The sequence below is a fragment of the Streptomyces sp. NPDC056169 genome, from assembly GCF_042268445.1.
Classification (GTDB): Bacteria; Actinomycetota; Actinomycetes; order Streptomycetales; family Streptomycetaceae; genus Streptomyces.
Genome location: NZ_JBHJUO010000008.1, coordinates 179,350 through 195,699 on the forward strand (window position 1 = coordinate 179,350; position 16,350 = coordinate 195,699).

The 16,350-nt window shown below is 72.2% G+C and carries 10 protein-coding genes and 1 pseudogene; 6 read left to right on the forward strand and 5 right to left on the reverse strand.

The genetic code is table 11. From position 1 onward, the window contains the following. Positions 1–22: 22 nt before the first annotated feature. The 3 genes and pseudogenes from pflB to ACFC0G_RS15125 all read right to left on the reverse strand — a co-directional run. Entirely contained in the window at positions 23–2,293 is a 2,271-nt protein-coding gene (pflB, locus tag ACFC0G_RS15115) for a formate C-acetyltransferase (protein ID WP_376402844.1), read from the reverse strand. A gap of 175 nt (positions 2,294–2,468) precedes the next feature. Continuing rightward, the gene (locus tag ACFC0G_RS15120; RefSeq protein WP_376402847.1) at positions 2,469–3,902 is read right to left on the reverse strand and encodes an MFS transporter; all 1,434 of its coding nucleotides are present in this window, start codon (positions 3,900–3,902) and stop codon (positions 2,469–2,471) included. Positions 3,903–4,045: 143 nt separating this feature from the next. Next, positions 4,046–4,663, reverse strand: a pseudogene (locus ACFC0G_RS15125) (nitrite reductase (NAD(P)H) small subunit); the annotation flags it as partial. 169 nt (positions 4,664–4,832) lie between these two features. Here ACFC0G_RS15125 and ACFC0G_RS15130 point away from each other — a divergent pair. The 5 genes from ACFC0G_RS15130 (at position 4,833) to ACFC0G_RS15150 (ending at position 11,836) form a co-directional block, all read left to right on the forward strand. Beyond that, positions 4,833–6,008: a low temperature requirement protein A gene (locus ACFC0G_RS15130; protein ID WP_376402850.1), complete on the forward strand. Its 1,176-nt coding sequence runs from the start codon at positions 4,833–4,835 to the stop codon at positions 6,006–6,008. 43 nt (positions 6,009–6,051) lie between these two features. Next, positions 6,052–8,628, forward strand: a complete 2,577-nt coding sequence (locus tag ACFC0G_RS15135) for a BTAD domain-containing putative transcriptional regulator (protein WP_376402853.1) — start codon at positions 6,052–6,054, stop codon at positions 8,626–8,628. Between the two features lie 315 nt (positions 8,629–8,943). Beyond that, positions 8,944–9,744 (forward strand): SDR family oxidoreductase, encoded by an 801-nt coding sequence (locus ACFC0G_RS15140; protein WP_376402856.1) that lies wholly within the window; start codon positions 8,944–8,946, stop codon positions 9,742–9,744. Between the two features lie 44 nt (positions 9,745–9,788). Continuing rightward, positions 9,789–10,913, forward strand: a complete 1,125-nt coding sequence (locus ACFC0G_RS15145) for a P1 family peptidase (protein WP_376403311.1) — start codon at positions 9,789–9,791, stop codon at positions 10,911–10,913. Positions 10,914–10,987: 74 nt separating this feature from the next. Continuing rightward, positions 10,988–11,836, forward strand: a complete 849-nt coding sequence (locus tag ACFC0G_RS15150) for a DUF6227 family protein (protein WP_376403313.1) — start codon at positions 10,988–10,990, stop codon at positions 11,834–11,836. Between the two features lie 41 nt (positions 11,837–11,877). On the opposite strand, the gene ACFC0G_RS15155 is transcribed toward ACFC0G_RS15150, so the two are convergent. Beyond that, positions 11,878–13,008 carry a glycosyltransferase gene (locus ACFC0G_RS15155; protein WP_376402859.1) on the reverse strand — a complete coding sequence of 377 codons (1,131 nt, stop codon included), beginning with the start codon at positions 13,006–13,008 and terminating at the stop codon, positions 11,878–11,880. Between the two features lie 280 nt (positions 13,009–13,288). Here ACFC0G_RS15155 and ACFC0G_RS15160 point away from each other — a divergent pair, with 280 nt between their 5' ends. Continuing rightward, a complete protein-coding gene (locus ACFC0G_RS15160) occupies positions 13,289–14,671 on the forward strand; it encodes a hypothetical protein (RefSeq protein WP_376402862.1) in 1,383 nt (460 codons plus the stop codon). A gap of 95 nt (positions 14,672–14,766) precedes the next feature. On the opposite strand, the gene ACFC0G_RS15165 is transcribed toward ACFC0G_RS15160, so the two are convergent. After that, positions 14,767–16,302, reverse strand: coding sequence for an MFS transporter (locus tag ACFC0G_RS15165; RefSeq protein ID WP_376402865.1), 1,536 nt, complete (start codon positions 16,300–16,302; stop codon positions 14,767–14,769). Positions 16,303–16,350: the final 48 nt, after the last annotated feature.

Consider the following 16,350-nt stretch of genomic DNA (forward strand, 5'->3'; position numbering starts at 1 on the left):
GGCCCCGGGTGCGTCGAGGGGGCTACAGGGAGCCGTGGAAGGTGCGGTTCAGGACGTCGAGCTGCTGTTCGCGGGTGAGCCGGACGAAGTTGACCGCGTATCCGGAGACCCGGATGGTCAGCTGCGGGTAGTTCTCCGGGTGCTCCATGGCGTCCATGAGGACGTCGCGGTTGAGGACGTTGACGTTCATGTGGAAGCCGTCGCTCGCCATGTAGCCGTCGAGGACGCCCGCGAGGTTCTTGATCCGCTCCTCGGGGGTGCGGCCCAGGCCGTCGGGGGTGACGGTGTTGGTGAGCGAGATGCCGTCCTCGGCGTCCTCGTACGGGAGCTTGGCGACCGAGAGGGCCGAGGCGACGTAGCCGTGGGTGTCGCGGCCGTTCATCGGGTTGGCGCCCGGCGAGAAGGGTTCGCCGGCGCGGCGCCCGTCGGGGGTGTTGCCGGTCTTCTTGCCGTAGACGACGTTGGAGGTGATGGTCAGGACGGACTGGGTGTGCTCGGCGTCGCGGTACGTCGGGTGCTTGCGCACCTTCCGCATGAACTCCTCGACCAGCCGGACCGCGATCTCGTCGACGCGCTCGTCGTTGTTGCCGTACGCCGGGTACTCGCCGTCGATCACGTAGTCGGTCGCGAGGCCGGTCTCGTCCCGGACCGGGGTGACCTTGGCGTACTTGACGGCGGCGAGGGAGTCGGCGGCGACGGAGAGGCCGGCGATGCCGCAGGCCATGGTGCGGCGCACGTCGCGGTCGTGGAGCGCCATCTCGATGCGCTCGTAGGCGTACCGGTCGTGCATGTAGTGGATGACGTTCAGGGCGTGGACGTAGACGCTCGCGAGCCACTCCATCTGCTCGTCGAACTTGGCCATGACCTCGTCGTAGTCGAGGACTTCGGAGGTGATGGGGCTGCTCTCCGGGCCGACCTGGGCGCCGGACTTCTCGTCGCGGCCGCCGTTGATCGCGTAGAGGAGGGTCTTCGCGAGGTTCACGCGGGCGCCGAAGAACTGCATCTGCTTGCCGACGGGCATCGCGGAGACGCAGCAGGCGATGGCCGTGTCGTCGCCGAAGCGCGGGCGCATCAGCTCGTCCGACTCGTACTGCACGGAGGAGGTGTCGATGGAGACCCGCGCGCAGAACTCCTTGAAGCCCTGCGGGAGCCGCGGCGACCAGAAGACGGTCATGTTCGGCTCGGGGGCCGGGCCGAGGTTGTAGAGCGTCTGGAGGTAGCGGAAGGAGGTCCTGGTGACCAGCGGGCGGCCGTCCTCGCCCATGCCGGCGATGGACTCGGTGACCCAGGTGGGGTCGCCGGAGAACAGCTCGTCGTACTCGGGGGTGCGCAGGAAGCGGACGATGCGGAGCTTGATGATGAAGTCGTCGACGAGCTCCTGGGCCTGCTCCTCGGTGAGGAGACCGGCCTCGATGTCGCGCTGGAGGTAGACGTCGAGGAAGGTGGACGTCCGGCCGAGGGACATCGCGGCGCCGTTCTGCTCCTTCACGGCGGCGAGGTAGGCGAAGTACAGCCACTGGATCGCCTCGCGGCCCGTGGTGGCGGGGGCGGAGACGTCGTGGCCGTAGGAGGCGGCCATCGCCTTGAGTTCGCCGAGGGCGCGGATCTGCTCGGAGAGCTCCTCGCGGAGGCGGATCGTCTCCTCAAGGGAGCGGTTCCCGGCGGGAAGGGCGTTGAGCTCCTCCTTCTCCTCCTTCTTCACCGCGATCAGCCGGTCGACGCCGTAGAGCGCGACGCGGCGGTAGTCGCCGATGATGCGGCCGCGGCCGTAGGCGTCGGGGAGACCGGTGACGATGCCGGCCTTGCGGGCGGCGCGGATCTCGGGGGTGTACGCGTCGAAGACACCGGCGTTGTGGGTCTTGCGGTACTCGGTGAAGACCTTCTCGAGGTCCGAGGAGACCGGGTAGCCGTAGGTCTCCAGGGCGCCGGCGACCATGCGCCAGCCGCCGTACGGCATGATCGCGCGCTTCAGCGGGGCGTCGGTCTGGAGGCCGACGATCAGGTCCTTGTCGCGGTCGATGTAACCGGGCGCGTGGGCGGTGATGGTGGAGGGGATGTCGTACGAGACGTCGTGGACGCCCTTGGCGCGCTCCTCCGGGAACTTGTCCGTGATGGCCTTCCACACGGCGGTGGTCCGCTCGGTGGGGCCGGCCAGGAAGGAGTCGTCGCCCTCGTACGGGGTGTAGTTCTGCTGGATGAAGTCGCGGACGTCGACGGCGTCGCGCCACAGTCCGCCCTTGAAGCCCTTCCAGGCCCGCTCGGTCGTCGTTGCCTCAGCAGGAGTTGCAGTCACTGCCCGCACCGCCTTCTTCGATTCATTCGATCGCGTCGTTGCTTACCTCCATTTCACTCCTTTTGATCGATCATTCCGGTCGGCATTGGTCACCGGTCGACGGGCTTTGGTCCTGTTCCGGGTACGCCGGAAGGCCCCGCCGTGGCGGGGCCTTCTCCTGGAGGGAAACACACACTCAGCTGGGCGCCTCCGCGCTCTTGCGGGCGTAGAACCACCAGGTCACGACCATGCAGCTGAGGTAGAAGGCGACGAATCCCCACATCGCGCTGGTCACGGCCACCGAGCCGAAGAGGGCCGGGATGAAGAAGAATCCGTAGGCGGCGATGGCCGAGGTGAAACCGGTGACGGCGCCGGACTCCATTTCCGCCTGCTTCAGCGCCCTTGCGTATTCCGGAGTTCCTTCCTCAAGGCCCTTGAGGTGGGTGCCGCGGAAGATGACCGGGATCTGGCGGAAGGTGGAGCCGTTGCCTATGCCGGAGAAGAAGAACGCGGCGAGGAAGCAGAAGAAGAAGCCGTAGAAGGAGCCGCCGTCACTGCCCGAGGGCAGGAAGTTGATCACGCCGACGAGGGAGACGGCCATGCCCACGAACGACAGGATCGTGACCCGCGCGCCGCCCCACTTGTCGGCGATCCAGCCGCCGCCCCAGCGGGCGAGCGCGCCGACGGCCGGGCCCATCCAGGCGTAGGTGGCGACGGAGTAGTCCGGGAACGTGGTCTTGATCAGCATCGGCAGGGCGGCGGCGAAGCCGATGAAGGAGCCGAAGGTGCCGACGTACAGCCAGGTCATCAGCCAGTTGTGCTTGCGCTTGAAGATGATCTTCTGCTGGCTGAAGGGGGTGGAGGCCACCTTGAGGTCGTTCTGCCCGAACCAGGCGACGGCGGCGAGGATCAGCAGGATCGGGACCCAGAGGAACGCGGCGTTCTGCAGGTAGACGGGGGTGCCGTCGGCCTTGTGCTGGGCGGAGCCGATCGCGATGGTCGACCAGGTGATGACGATCGGGGTGAGGAGCTGGACGACGGAGACGCCGAGGTTGCCGAGACCGCCGTTGATGCCGGTCGCGCTGCCCTTCTTCGCCTTGGGGAAGAAGAAGCCGATGTTGGCGAGGGAGGAGGCGAAGTTCGCGCCGCCGATGCCGCAGAGCGCGGCGATGGCGACCATCACGCCGTACGGGGTCGTCGGGTCCTGGATGGCGATGCCGAGCCAGATCAGCGGCACGATCAGGACGACCGTCGACAGCGCGGTGAAACGGCGCTGGCCGACCATCGGGCCGAGGAAGGTGTAGAAGATCCGGGCCGTGCCGCCGGTCAGACCGGGGATCGCCGTCAGCCAGAACAGCTGGGAGGTGGAGAAGCCGAAGCCGACGTCCTTCAGGTTGGTCGCGGTGACCGACCAGACCTGCCAGACGACGAAGGCCACGAGCAGGGCGGGGACCGCGATCCAGAGGTTGCGGGTGGCGACCTTCTTGCCGATGGACTTCCAGAAGAGCTCGTTCTCGGGCTCCCAGTCGGTGATCGGCTTCCCGGGGCGGTACTGCTCCGTGTCGTACGACGGAGCGGGCCCGCCCGTCCTTCTGCTGCCCTGGTCCTGGGACTGGACTACGGAACTCATGGCGCTTCCCTGCCTTTTCGGCTTTCGGCTGTCTGCTTTCGCCTGTCGGCCCTTCGCGGACTTTCCTTGCTCTTCCAGGCTGCGCCCCGGCCTGAAGGGGAAGTGAGAGCCGATGGTCGCCGGACGGGCGGGCGTAGGTCCCGTCAGCGGGAGGCCGGAGGGACCGGCAACACCGGCAGGGACACCTCCGGGTCGTCCAGGCACGCCCCGGTCCGCAGGTCGAACTCCTGCTTGTGCATCGGGGAGGCCACCACCGGCACCCCGCCACGGCTGCCCATGATCCCGTCCGCGATGACGTCGGCACCCGAGAACGGGTCCCGGTTCCCCACCGCGTACACCGCTCCGTCCCCGTCCCGGAAGAGCGCAGCCTCCGTGCCGTCCGCGAGGACGGCGGCGCGCCCGCGCCCCGGCTCCAGGAACTCCACCCCGGCGACGTGCGGCGCGAAGCGGGCCAGGGCCGCGGGGTCGTCGAGGACGGCCTGCCACTCGTCGCGGTACGCGGCGACGTGCCGCTCCATCTGCGCTTCGAGCTCCGCGCCGATCCCGAGGGAGTCCTCGATGAGGACCTCCTTGAGGTGATCGGTCCCACCGAGCCGCTCCAGCCACGCCGAGGTGCGTTCCAGGCGCTCCCCGGTCCGTACGTAGTACATGAGGAAGCGGTCGATCAGCGCGAACAGCTCGGCGGCCGACAGGTCGGAGGCGAGCAGGTCGGCGTGGCGGGGGCTGGTGCCGCCGTTGCCGCAGACGTAGAGGTTCCACCCTCGCGTCCGTCCCGGACACCTGGGCGGTCGGGGAGCCGCTCGCCGGCCATCCGCGCCTGGCCGGGCTCGTGGTGGCGCGGTACGCGCGGGCAGCGGAGGGAGCCGTCCCCGGGTGCGTACCGCGTGGCATACGGCGCGTCGCGCCGACCGCTCTGCTGTCCTGGGACGCATGACACAACCGTTCCTCCCCCTCACCGCCCGCTCCCGCGAGGAGTCGCACCGGGCCGCCACGCCCCTGGAACTCTTCTTCGACCTGTGCTTCGTCGTCGCCGTCGCGCAGGCCGGTGCCGAGCTCGTGCACGCGGTCGCCGAGCACCACACCGGCGAGGGGATCCTCAACTACGCGATGGTCTTCTTCGCCATCTGGTGGGCCTGGATGAACTTCACCTGGTTCGCCTCGGCCTACGACAACGACGACGTCCTCTACCGCGTCGTCACGCTCGTCCAGATCGCCGGCGTCCTCGTCCTCGCCGCCGGCGTCTCGCGCGCCTTCCAGGACCACGACTTCCTCGTCGTCTTCATCGGCTACGTCGTCATGCGGCTCGCGCTCGCCTCCCAGTGGCTGCGCGCCGCCCACCACGCCACCGACCCGGCCGAGCGGACGATGTGCCGGCGGTACGCGGGCGGGGTCGTCGCCGTCCAGATCGGCTGGCTCGCACTCGTCCTCGCGCCCGAGCCCGCGCGCGGCTGGGTCTTCCTCGTCATGGCGCTGGCCGAGATGGCCGTGCCCGTGTACGCGGAGAAGGACGCCCCCAGCACCTGGCACCCGCACCACATCGCCGAGCGGTACGGCCTGTTCACCATCATCGTGCTCGGCGAGACCGTCGCCGCCGCGACGGTCGCCGTGAAGTCCGGCGTCGTCGAGAACGACGCCCTCGGCGAGCTCCTGCCGATCGCCGTCGGCGGCCTGCTCCTCGTCTTCTCCGCCTGGTGGATCTACTTCGTCGTGCCCGCCCACGACCGGCTGACCTCCAGCCGCCAGGGCTTCCTGTGGGGCTACGGCCACTACGTCATCTTCGCCTCGGCCGCCGCCGTCGGCGCGGGCCTGGAGATCGCCGTCGAGCAGGCCGTGGGCGAGGCCCACCTCTCGACGCTCGCCGCGTCCGCCGCCGTGACGATCCCCTCGGCCGTGTTCCTGCTCTCCGTCTGGCTGCTGCACGCGCGCTACTTCAAGGTCGGGATCGCGCAGCAACTGGTGCTGCCGGTGGCTTCGTTCGCGATCCTGATGTGTACGTTCGCGGGCCGGTGGGCGGTCCTCGCCGCGGGCCTCGTCGCGGCGGCCACGGTCGCGACCGGGGTGACGCTGACCTCCCGGAACCCGGCGACCCGGTCCACGACCGCCTGAGGGCCCTGGAGGCGCAGGCCGTCCCTGCGCGACAATCCCGCCCATGATCTTCCGCCTTCTCGGACCGCTCGCGCTGTCCGACGCCACCGGAGCCACCGGAGCCACCGACAACACCAGCGCCCCGACGGCGGCCGTCGGCGGCCCCAAGGTCCGCGCCCTGCTGGCCCGGCTCCTCCTCGACGCGGGCCGGACCGTCCCCGTCGAGCGGCTCGTCGACGGGCTGTACGGGGACGAGCCGCCGGCCGGCGCGCAGGGCGCGCTCCAGGCGCAGGTCTCCCGGCTGCGCAGGGTCCTGCCGCCGGGGGTGGCGTTGGAGTTCTCGCCCGCCGGGTACCGGCTGGCGGTCGCGGACCCGGCGGCGGACGTGGACGTGCTGCGGTTCGAGGCGCTCGCCGGGGAGGGCGCCCGGGCCAGGGCGGCGGGCGACCCCGTACGCGCGGCGGGCCTGCTGCGGGAGGCGCTCGGCCTGTGGCGCGGGCCGGCGCTCTCCGACGTACGGGACGCGCCCTTCGCGGCGGGTCAGGCGGCCCGGCTCGAAGGGCTGCGGCTCGACGCGGTGGAGGAGTGGGCGGCGGCGGAACTGGCCGCGGGCGGAGACCTCCCGTCCCCGCTGATACGGGAGTTGGAGTCGTCGTCCCGGGAACACCCGCTGCGGGAGCGGCTGCGCGGCCTGCACATGCGGGCGCTGCGCGCGGCGGGACGGCAGGCCGAGGCGCTCGCCGTGTACGAGGAGGTGCGGGCCGCGCTCGCCGAGGAGCTGGGGGCCGACCCGTCACCGGAACTGTCCGCCGTCCACCTGGAGCTGTTGCGGGGCGGCGGGGCGGTGGCGCCGGCGGGTCCGTCGACGGGGCCGCTGACGGGGACGACGGGGACGCTTCCCGCCTCCCTTCCCGCGCCGCTGACGGACTTCGTGGGACGGGAGCGGGAGCGGGACCGCCTGGCCTCGCTGGTGACGGCCGCCCGTCTGGTGACCCTGGTGGGACCGGGCGGCGCGGGCAAGACCCGGCTGGCCCTGGAGGTGGGCGCGGGCCTGCCGGGCGAGGTGCGCTTCGTGGACCTCGGGGCGGTGGCGGGGCGGCCCGGTTCCGGCGAGGTCGCCGAGGCCTTCGCGGTGGCCGTCGGTGTGCGGGGCGGGGGCGCGCCGCGGCTGGAGACGGCACTGGCCGGGCGGCCGGTGCTGCTGATCGTCGACAACTGCGAGCACGTCGTCGACGAGACGGCCGTCCTCGTACGCCGTCTGCTCGCCGTCTGTCCGGACCTGCGGGTCCTGACGACGAGCCGGGAGGCGCTCGGGATCACCGGGGAGTCGCTGCTGCCGCTCGGGGCGCTGACGCCCGAGGCGGCCGAGGAGCTGTTCGTGCGGCGGGCCGCGGCCGTACGGCCCGGATTCACGGGCCACGCGCGCGTGCCGGAGCTCTGCGCCGCGCTCGACGGGCTGCCGCTCGCCGTCGAGCTCGCGGCGGCCCGGCTGCGGACCCTCTCCGTCGACGAGCTCGCCGACGGGCTCGGCGAGCGGCTCGAACGGTTCGAGCTGCTGTCGCGCGGGGACCGTACGGCGCCGGAGCGGCACCGCACCCTGCGCGCGGTGGTGGAGTGGAGCTGGTCGCTCCTCGCACCCGGCGAACGGGAACTCGCCGCGCGCTTCTCGGCGTTCCGGGGCGGCGCGACGGCGGAGGCCGTGGCCCGGGTGTGCGGCGCGGGGGCCGGCCCGCTGGCCTCCCTCGTGGAGAAGTCGCTGCTGGAGGCGCGGGACGGCCGCTACCGGATGCTGGAGACGATCCGCGCCTACGCCGCCGGACAGTTGCCGGACGAGGACCCGGCGACCGCCGCCCACCACGTGTACTACCGCGAGCTCGCGGAGGCCGCCGACCCCGAACTGCGGGGCTCCGCGCAGCTGGAGTGGCTGGCCCGGCTGGACGCCGAGGACGCCAACCTGCGGGCGGCGCTGCGCCGGGGCGCGCCGGAGGACGGGCTGCGGCTGGTGGCCGCGCTCACCCCGTACTGGTGGCTGCGCGGGCTCCGGGGCCGGGTCGCCGCGCCGGTCGCGGAGCTCCTGGACCGGGTGGAGCCGACGGCGGAGCTCGGCGAGGAGTACGCGCTGTGCGTGCTCGCGGCGGGGCTGCGCGAGGGCGGACCCGTCGAGCGCGCCCGGGAGTTCCTCGGCTCGCGTACGGCTCCGCTCCGGCAGCCGTACACGGCGTTCCTGTGGTCGACGACCGTGGGCCCGGTCGAGGGCCTGCGCCTGGGCGACGACCCCTGGTCCCGGTCGCTGGCCCTCGTGGGCCGAGCCGTCCTGATGACCGCGACCGGCCACGGGGAGGACGTACGGCCCACCGCCGAGGCGCTCCTGACGGAGGCCCTGGCCGGATTCCGGGCGCTCGGCGACCGGTGGGGCACGGCGACGGCCCTGGAGGGCCTGGCGGCCCTCTCCCCCGATCCGCTGCCCCTGCTCGCGGAGGCCCTGGCGCTCTTCGCCTCCCTGGGCGTCGCCGAGGACGTCGTGGACCTGCTCCACCGCCGCGCCGCCGTCCACGAGGCGGCCGGCGACCCGACCGCCGCGGCCGCCGACCGCGCCCGCGCGGCGGACACGGCCCGCCGGGCCGGGCTGGTGCCGCGATGACCCGTCGCGCCTTCGTGGTCGTCGCCGGCCTCCCGGCCGGCGGCAACCGCACCCTGACCCGCGCCCTCGCGCCCCGCGGCTGGGCCTCCCCGTCGTCGACAAGGACGTGATCCTGGAGTCGCTGTACGACTCCCTCGGCGAGGAGGTCGGCGCGCTCCTCTAGGGCCGTCAGAGACCGTCAGGGGCTGCCCTGTCAGGTGCCGTCAGGGGCTGTCAGTGGTCGGTCAGTGGCTCGTCAGCGGTCGGCGCGAGTCTTCTTCCGTGCCTCGGGGAAACGCCCCGGGGCGCACCGGAAGCTCGCCCGAGGAGAACGTCATGCAGCAGCAGACCCACGACCGGACCGCCACCACCCGTACCGCCCTCGTCACCGGTTCGTCGCGCGGTATCGGGCGGGCCGTCGCCCGGCGGCTCGCCGCCGACGGGATGGTCGTCGCCGTCCACTACGGGCAGGACGCCGCCGCCGCGCAGGAGACCGTGGACCTGATCGTGCGGAACGGCGGCCGGGCCTTCTCCGTGGGCGCCGACCTGGCCACGCACGACGGGGTGCTCGCGCTCGTCGAGGGCGTGCGGGCCGGGCTCGCCGCCCACACCGGGGAGGCCGCGCTCGACGTCCTCGTCAACAACGCCGCCACGACCTCCTCGGGCGGGCACCTCTGGGACGAGACCCCGGAGCTGTTCGACCGGCTCTTCGCGGTCAACGTCCGGGCGCCGTACTTCCTCGTGCAGGGGCTCCTGCCGGTGCTCCGGGACGGCGGCCGGATCGTCAACATCGGGTCGGCCGTCACGCGGATCGCGCTCTCCGACGAGCTGGCGTACGCGATGTCGAAGGGCGCGATGGAGACCTTCACCCGCACCCTCGCCAACGTCGTCGGGGAGCGTCGGATCACCGTCAACACGGTCACGCCGGGACCGACGCAGACCGACGCGCTCACCGCCGCCATGGCGGCGATGCCCGCGCTGGAGGGAATGCTGATCGGCGGCCAGGCGCTGCCGTGGGTCGGGCAGCCGGAGGACATCGCCGATCCGGTCGCCTTCCTCGCCTCCGAGGACGGCCGCTGGATCACCGGGACCGTGATCGACGCCTCGGGCGGCACCTACCTCGGCCCCAAGCGCTGAGCCAAGCCGCGTGGTAGGCAGGGGACATGACACAGCCCGAGCAGATGGACGGCGAGGACGGCGGCCTGGACGGCGGCGCGGACGGCGGCCTGGACGGCGGCTTGGACTCGATCACCGACGTGAGCGGGGTGCGCGTGGGGCACGCGCGCGTGGCCGGGGCCGGGGCGCTGAGCGGGACCACGGTCGTCCTGGCCCCGGAGGGCGGGGCCGTCGCCGCCGTGGACGTACGGGGCGGCGGTCCCGGCACGCGGGAGACGGACGCCCTCGACCCCCGGAACGTGGTCCAGCGGATCGACGCGGTCGTCCTGACCGGCGGCAGCGCGTACGGCCTGGACGCGGCCTCCGGCGTCATGGCCTGGCTGGAGGAGCGGCACCGGGGCGTGCGGGTGGGTCCCGACCCGTCCCATGTGGTGCCGGTCGTGCCCGCCGCGTGCGTCTTCGACCTGGGGCGCGGCGGCGACTTCTCCGCCAGGCCGGACGCGGCGACGGGACGGGCGGCGGCGGAGGCGGCCGACGCGAGCGGGGACCACGCGCGCGTGGAGACGGGCGCGGTCGGCGCGGGCACCGGGGCCGTCGTCGGCGGGCTGCGGGGCGGGGTGGGGACGGCGAGCACGGTCCTGGCCTCGGGGATCACGGTCGGCGCCCTGGTCGTCGTGAACGCGGTCGGTTCGGCCGTCGACCCGGCGACGGGCGTCCCGTACGGGAGTTGGTTCGGCGGCGGCAGGCCCGCCTTCCCGGCGGAGGCGGTGCACGAGGCGGCGCTGCGGCGGCTCGCGGAGGCCCGGGCGGCGAGCGCCCCTCCCCCGCTGAACACGACGCTCGCCGTCGTCGCCACGGACGCGGTGCTCACCCGCGCGCAGGCGCAGAAGGTCGCGGGCACGGCGCACGACGGCATCGCGCGCGCCGTGCGTCCGGTGCACCTGATGAACGACGGGGACACGGTCTTCGCGCTCGCCACCGGGCGGCGGGAGCTGCCGGAGGAGCCCGGTCCGCTCGCCCTGAACGAGATCCTGGCGGCCGGCGCGGACCTGGTGACGCGGGCGATCGTCCGGGCGCTGCTCGCGGCCCCCGGCGGGCTGCGCGGCCCGGGCGGCGACTTCCCCTCGTACGGCGAGCTGTACGCCGGGGAGACGGACCGACCCGCCGACCCACCCCCGTACTCCAGGTAACCACAAGGGAGTTGACGAAGAACCCGGAGGGAACTTCCGGTGCGCGCCCTTCGTTTTCCGGAACCCAGGACAAGATGTCAGACCCAGGGACTACGTTTAGCAAGCACCAAGTGACATGCGGCGACGGCCTGGAGACCCTCTTGAACGATCCGCGGGATCCTCACGATCCGTACGAGACGACCGAGACGCACCTTGAGCGGCTCCTCGGCAGGGCGCTCAACTCCTTCGACCTGCCCGACTCCACCGTCGAGCGCCTCGGCACGGCGCTCGCCCACTCCAGCGCGCTGCACTCCTCGCACCACAGCGCGTCGCTGCACCGCACCACCTACCGCCACACGTATCTGCTCGCCGACGGCAGTGCGCTCAGCCTGTGGGAGCTCACGCACAACACCGGCCGGGACGGCACCGATCAGCACGAGCTGTACGCCGAGGAGTCGGAGGCCCGGCTCGCGGCCTCCCGCCTGCCGGCAGGGCCCCTGCCGGGCTGGACCGCGGAGCGCGCCGACGGCACCGCCCTCGACAGTGACGACGACGATGACATGGCGCTCCTGAGCGCCCTGCTCGCCCGCCCGATACCGGCCCAGCCCCGGATGTACGTGCCGGACAACTCCGCCGACCACGCCCGCCGCGTCCTGCGGCGCGCGGAGAACGTGGACCGACCGGGCGAGCGCACGGCCCGGCGGCTCCGCCTGGCCTTCGCCCACCACATCACGCAGGCCTTCGGGCGCCAGTGCACGGTGGAGGGAGGCCGGGACGCCGGTTTCACCCTCTACGAGCACCAGTTCCTGCTGCTCGACGGCAGCGAGGTCAGCCTCTGGGAGATCGAGCACACGGCGACCCCGGACGGCCGCCACATGTGCGAGGTGTACGAGGACGAGCGCTCGGCCCGCGCGGCGATGGAGACCCGCGCACGGGTCCGCTGACGCCCACGTCCCTGCCCCTGCCCCCGTACCTCTTCTGACCGTCAGACGAGCGCGGGGTCGGGCGCGGGGTCCGGGGTGACGGTGTCGGGCACGTGGACGCCGGCCTCCGCCAGCTTCCCCACGGCGAACGCACGGTTGGCACGGGTCTGTTCGCGGTACGCCGCGGGCAGCTCCGGCAGCGCGAGCAGCCGGTCGCAGGCGGCGAGCGAGGCGGCGTGGTCGCCCGTCCAGTACGCGGTGATCGAGTACTCGAAGAGCAGCCCGTACCGGTACACCCACGGCTGCATGAACAGCAGGTCGTCCGGCTGCTTCCCGTCCAGGACGGCGGACACGATGGCGTGGGCGGCCCGGTACCGGCGCATCTTCCGCAGCCGCGCGACCAGCTCGTAACAGGCTTCGAGCCGCTCCGGCCGCGACTCCCAGGCCCGCGAGAGGGCGTCCATCGCGGACGGCCACGCGCCGGAATCGGCGGCCTGGAGGACACCGGACTGGAAGAGGGAGTAGTAGACCTCCTCGCCCCAGCCGCCCATGGCCGCGCGCCGCTCGTAGAGGGTGACGGCCTCGTCGTGGCGGCCCATGTCCCGCAGCGTCTGGGCGAGGTAGAAGACCGTACGGGGATTGGTCGGGTCCCGGTCGAGCTCGGCGCCCAGGAGGCGGGCGTCCCGCTCGAACTTGTCGTGGCGTGACCCGCCGTCGGCGTGGTCCTCGATGGCCAGGACGTCCAGGTTCCGCTGCGCATGGTCCCGGTCGGCCGTCAGGTACTCGTGGGTGACTCCCTCGTACCGCCAGGGCAGATCGCCCCTGACCAGGCGTTTGATGCGGTACTCCAGGGATCCCTCGTGGCGGATCATGTACGCGTCCGCGGTGAGCTCCGGCAGCGGGCCGTCCTGCCGCAGGACGTGGTCGGCGTCGAGGAGCAGGAGGTAGTCGGCCCGGCCGCGGGCCCGCGCGATGTTCAGGCTGCGGTTGTGGCCGAAGTTCACCCACGGCTCCTCCCGCAGCTCGCCCGGGATGCCGGCGAGGGCGCTGCGGATCAGGTCCTGGGTCCCGTCGGTGGAACCGGTGTCGGTGATGACCCAGGTGTCCACGAGACCGCGGACGGAGGCGAGGCATCGCTCGATGACTTTGGACTCGTTCTTGACGATCATGCACAGGCAGATGGACGGCTGCATGGCAACACCACTTCCGGTGGGGACGGGAGAGCGCTCGGGGGGTGGGCGACCCTACGGGCGCCTACGGAAGGAGCGGTGTCGGCACGCCGATGAGCGGTTCGAAATTCGCCTTCGTGTACGCATCCGTTCGGCTAGGGGCGATAGGCCATGGCGTTGGGAGTGCCGCCAGACCGTCAAGCCTTCGCAAGCGCGATCCGATGATCCGACCAGGAAGCTCGAACGGGCTTCCCGGACATCATTCGGACCGGCCGCGGCGCGGCCGGTGGAGGAAGGAGCATGCATGCGTCCTGATGCCAGGACCAGGTCCCCGCTGGGTCCCCTGCCCCGACGACGCCCCTGGGTCGTCGGCGGGGCCATCGCCTCCGTCGCACTCGTCCTCACGGGCTTCGCCTCACCGGCGGCTACCGCCGCCGCCTGGGGCTCCCCGGAGAGGACGGCGGCGGGCCCGCCGTCGGGCGGCCACTGCGAGGAACGCCCCCCGCACCACCCGGACGGCCCGCCCCCGCACCACGAGGACGGTCCTCCCCCGCACCACGAGGACGGCCCGCCGCCCTGGGAGCACGAGGGCGGCCCCCGCAGCGCCGACCAGAGCGGTTCGCCGGAGGTCGACGGCCTCCAGGCGTTCCTGGACGACGCGATCCAGCCCCTGGTCGAGGGCCAGGACATCCGTGCCCTGCGCACGGTCCCGGCCGGCGGCGACGACGACTGCAAGGTCGGCCCCACAGGCCCGACCGGCCCCACCGGACCGCCCGGCCCGAAGGGCGACACGGGCGCCACGGGGGCGACGGGGGCGACCGGCGCTACCGGAGCCACGGGTGAGACCGGGGCCACCGGAGCGACCGGTACGACGGGCGCCACGGGCGAGACCGGAGCGACGGGCGCCACGGGCGACACGGGCGCCACGGGTGAGACCGGAGCCACCGGAGCCACCGGCGAGACCGGAGCCACGGGAGCCACCGGCGAGACCGGAGCCACGGGCGAGACCGGGGCCACCGGAGCGACCGGCGCGACGGGAGCCACCGGCGAGACCGGAGCGACCGGCGCCACCGGCGACACCGGCGAGACCGGAGCCACCGGAGCCACGGGCGAGACCGGAGCGACCGGAGCCACGGGTGCGACCGGCGAAACCGGAGCCACCGGAGCCACGGGCGCCACCGGCGAGACCGGAGCCACCGGAGCCACCGGAGCCACCGGCGAGACCGGAGCCACCGGAGCCACGGGCGAGACCGGTGCGACCGGCGCCACCGGCGACACCGGGCCCACCGGGCCCTGCTCCGACATCGACACCTACAGCCCGTCCAACACCGAGGACTTCCAGGCCGTCCTCACGAACGGTGTCGCCTACGCCGGCAAGGCGAGCGTTCCGGGCGGGACGATCGTCTGGCACGACCTCACCGACGCGCTCCTGCCCCCCAACGAGAACGTCCCGGTCAACTACCCGTCCAACGCCTGTGGCATCGCCATCGAGGCCCAGGGCAACGACGCGTTCGTCAAGGTGGTCACCGTCGACGGCAAGGTCTTCCAGACCCAAGGCAACGTCATGGGCGGCGTCTTCATCTGGAACCAGCCCTGGGTCCAGCAGACGACCCCGACACCCGGAGCCCTGCGCGCCATCCCCTTCAAGGGTGACCTGAAGACCGGCGGCGTGGTCAACCGCAGCTAACCGCACGGCAAGGACCGCAGCACAAGCACGAAGGGCCCTGGTCCCGGGACGACTCCCGGGATCAGGGCCCTTCGCTTGACGTCCGGCGTCGGAACTCAGTGCGTCAGCACCGGCTCCTTCGCCACGGTCTCCGGGGCGTCGTCGTCATCGCCGCCGCCCTCCAGGTGCTGCTTCGGCTTCGCCGGCAGGGCGAACATCACCAGGAAGATCGCGGCGAGCACGCCCGCCGCCCAGCCCAGCGAGTTCTGGAAGGCGTCCGTGAAGGCCGCGCCCACCTCGGCCGGAGCCTGCGCGAGGTTCCGGTCGTCGATCACGCCGAAGAAGACCACCGACACCAGGCCGAGCCCGAGCGCGTTGCCCATCTGGCCCGTCGTGTTGATGAGGCCCGAGGCCGAACCCGCGTGCTCCCTCGGCACCTCCGAGAGGACCGCGTCCGTCAGCGGCGCCACGATCAGGCCCATGCCCAGACCCATGATCACCAGCGGCGGGATCATCTGCCAGGACTCGATCGCGGTCCCGTACCGGCCCGCCTCGAAGAGGTAGAGGAGGACGCCCGCGATCATCGTGAGCGCGCCCGCCTGAAGCACCTTGCGGCCGAAGCGCGGCACCAGCTTCTGCACCGAGAGACCGGCGGCCACGGAGACCGCGATCGAGAACGGCACTCCGGTGACGCCCGCCTTCAGCGGGGTCCAGCCGAGCCCGATCTGCATGTACAGCGTCCAGACCAGGAAGAAGATGCCGAGCACGACACCGAAGGTCAGCTGCACGGCGATACCGGCCGCGAAGCTCTTCACCTTGAACAGCGACAGCTCGACGAGCGGCGAACCGTCCTTCGCCGTCTTGTACTTCTCGTAGAAGACGAAAGCCGCGAAAACGAGGAGGCTGCCGACCATCATCAGGTGGCCCCACAGCGGCCAGTCCAGCTCACGGCCGCGCGTCAGCGGGTAGATCAGCATCAGCAGCGCCGCCGTCACCAGGAGCATGCCGACGATGTCGAGCCGGAGCGCCTTCGGCGCCTTCGACTCGGAGATGAACTTCCGGCCCAGGATCAGGCCCGCGATGCCGACCGGCAGGTTGATCAGGAAGATCGGGCGCCACTCGAGACCGGCGATGTTCCACTGCGTGAGCAGCGCGCCGAGCAGCGGACCGGACACGGCGCCGAGACCGATGATCGCGCCGAACATCCCGAAGACCTTGCCGCGCTCGTGCGCCGGGAAGGTGACGTGGATGATCGAGAGGACCTGCGGCACCATCATCGCCGCCGCCGCGCCCTGGAGGAGGCGGGAGGCGACCAGCATCTCGGGGTTGGCCGCGAAGCCGCAGAGCGCCGAGGCGAGCGTGAAGCCGGCGGTGCCGAGGAGGAAGAGCCGCTTGCGGCCGTAGATGTCACCGAGCCGGCCGCCGGTGATCAGCCCCGCCGCGAAGGCGAGCGCGTAACCGGCGGTGATCCACTGGATGGCCCCGAAGGAGGCGCCGAGGTCCCGCTCGATGCTGGGGATCGCGATGTTGACGATCGTGGCGTCGACCAGATCCATGAAGGCGGCCGTCATCACGATGGCGAGGGCGATCCACCGCCTCTTGTCGCTCGTGTCCGTGGGGGCCGCATCCGTGACGGCTTCGTGTGAACTCATACGAAGAAGATAGAAGTCATCTAGGTCAAATGATGACCTAGATGGGCC